Source organism: Parvimonas sp. D9 (assembly GCF_035282565.1).
Lineage (GTDB): Bacteria > Bacillota > Clostridia > Tissierellales > Peptoniphilaceae > Parvimonas > Parvimonas micra.
On sequence record NZ_JAYKBM010000134.1, the window covers coordinates 1 to 275 of the forward strand.

Annotated in this window: 1 protein-coding gene; it reads left to right on the top strand. The window is 34.9% G+C overall.

Annotated elements, in window-relative coordinates:
- Window positions 1-151: 151 nt before the first annotated feature.
- On the top strand, window positions 152-275 hold a 124-nt coding region (locus VJI94_RS09000; RefSeq protein ID WP_416383682.1), incomplete at its 3' end, for an NmrA family NAD(P)-binding protein.

Consider the following 275-nt stretch of genomic DNA (forward strand, 5'->3'; position numbering starts at 1 on the left):
TTTTTTGGGCTTTAGCAAAACGGAATTAATTGCAGATTGCGATTACATGGTAGCAGAAGAACCACCAACTGAATTTCTTCAATAGCTGTCAGACTTTTATGAATCTGTAAAATAAATTGAAATTTATACATCTAATCTAAAAATAATACAAATGAACATTTTAATTGCGGGTGCCTCCGGAAGCGTAGGTGAAGGATTAGTAGAAGCTTTTCTTGAAAAAGGTCATTACGTTACAGCGGTTGTACGTAACGAGGATAAGAGGATAAAACTGGAAG